At 53.1% G+C, this 1,652-nt stretch carries 2 protein-coding genes; both read left to right on the forward strand.

Features of this window, described 5'->3' with window-relative positions; translation table 11 throughout:
- Positions 1-718 precede the first annotated feature (718 nt).
- Positions 719-1,270 carry a hypothetical protein gene (locus AC1DKD_RS41145; protein ID WP_441632976.1) on the forward strand — a complete coding sequence of 184 codons (552 nt, stop codon included), beginning with the start codon at positions 719-721 and terminating at the stop codon, positions 1,268-1,270.
- 43 nt (positions 1,271-1,313) lie between these two features.
- Positions 1,314-1,652, forward strand: a 339-nt coding sequence (locus tag AC1DKD_RS41150) for a hypothetical protein (protein WP_477144738.1), incomplete at its 3' end; no start/stop codon positions are given.

The following is a 1,652-nucleotide window of genomic DNA, read 5'->3' on the forward strand; positions in this document are numbered from 1 at the left end:
CCTTTTCTGCACGATGCCGGATGAGGCTAATTGAAATAATGTTACTCCATCGGCCAATGATTCCAAACTAACGACTTTGATTCATGAGGTGTCGCATTTTCCATCTGCAATGGATGCGGTGGATTCATGGAGTAATATCAAGTGGGCACAAAAGCAGGCTGCTCGTGATAAGTTCTGCCTGAATAACGCGGATAGCATCGCTGCCTACGTTGCAAAAATTCCAAATTGGGATGGATTGACGCCRGTATGGAGGCCATAGTGAAACAGCTATTCGTCGCGACTGTATTTTTATTTTCATTTCCCACAATAGGGTGCACCTTGGGGTATGTTGACTATGAGCCCGTGTTTTCAAATGGTCGATCTGATCTATCGGCAAGTGAGGTCCTGCGCCTGGCAAATTGGCGGGCACAACTTAGGCTGTGGCTCCCGAGTGGAGGGAAGTATCTGGTCTATGTTCGCCAGAATGCGCGCGTAGGTGTGTCAGCCAAGCTGGCGGAGCAGAGGCGAAAGAACCTGTTGTCTACGCTTTCGAATATGGGTATCGACAAGGTGGACATTGAGGAATCAGCTGTCCGTAGATTTCGCGACGGCCTGAGGCCAGGTCAAGAACTGCGCCATCTCACCAATGTTGCTGAGATTTCAATCATCCCGCGCTGCCCCCATCCGTGCTGTCCCGGACCGCAACCAATTGATGCGCAACAAGGTGATCGGGGGGATCATGACCAAAGCAAATTGGCCGGAATCGGCGAGTTCGTATCGGCGGTGGATCGGTCGCGCCATGCTGGCGATGTACCTGTCGAGTAGCGTGGCCTTCGCCTTGATTGCCTTTGTGTCGCCAGTCCTCGCCTGCCATCCTCCATATATTGAGTACGAGCCAATTTATGAGTCTGGTCGCACTAATCTTTCCGCCGGCGAGATACATCGGATGGCGGATTGGAGGAGCAAGACTCGACTGGCGTTCCCAAATAGCGGTCAATATTACATTTCTGTTCAGGAGAATCCACGAGTTGGGGTATCGGTGCATCTGGCGAAGATTCGGTTGCGCAACTTGAAGACTCTGCTATTGAATTTTGGTGTTGAGGATTCGGATATCTTTGATACAGAAATAAAGAACTATGGATACGGTGCGCCGCCAAACGCCGAAGCACGGAGGCTGGCAAGTACGGCGTATATATCCATCAACCCGCGCTGCCCCCATCCGTGCTGTCCTGGGCCACAACCAATTGATGCGAAACAAGCTGATCGGGGGAATCATGACCAACCGAAATAGACCAGGATCGGCGAGTTCGTATCGGCGGTGGGTCGGATGCGCCATGCTGGCGATGTGCCTGTCGAATAGCGTGGCCTTCGCTTGCAGTCCACGCGTGAAGGGAGTAGACCTTCAGTTCCCGAAGAATGTACACACGCTGAATGCCAGTGCGGCACTCAAGCTTGGGACTTGGCTCGCGGACCTGCGGGTTCACTACCCGAACTACGACTATTTCTTCATTGCGGCATATCTGGTCGGTGGCGATACAGGTGGGAGGCAACTTGTCAGCGCGCGTGCCGAGACAGTTCGTCACTTTCTTGTCAGCCGGGGATTCAATCCCACAAGGATTCATACCAGCGCACGGGCAACGTTCCTGGATGATCCCGCAATGGGGGAGGCAGGT

The organism is Cupriavidus sp. 05T313 (assembly GCF_056396665.1).

Excerpts from the sequence above, each read along its gene's own strand:
- AC1DKD_RS41145 (WP_441632976.1), top strand. The coding sequence starts at position 719 with ATGACCAAAGCAAATTGGCCGGAATCGGCGAGTTCGTATCGGCGGTGG.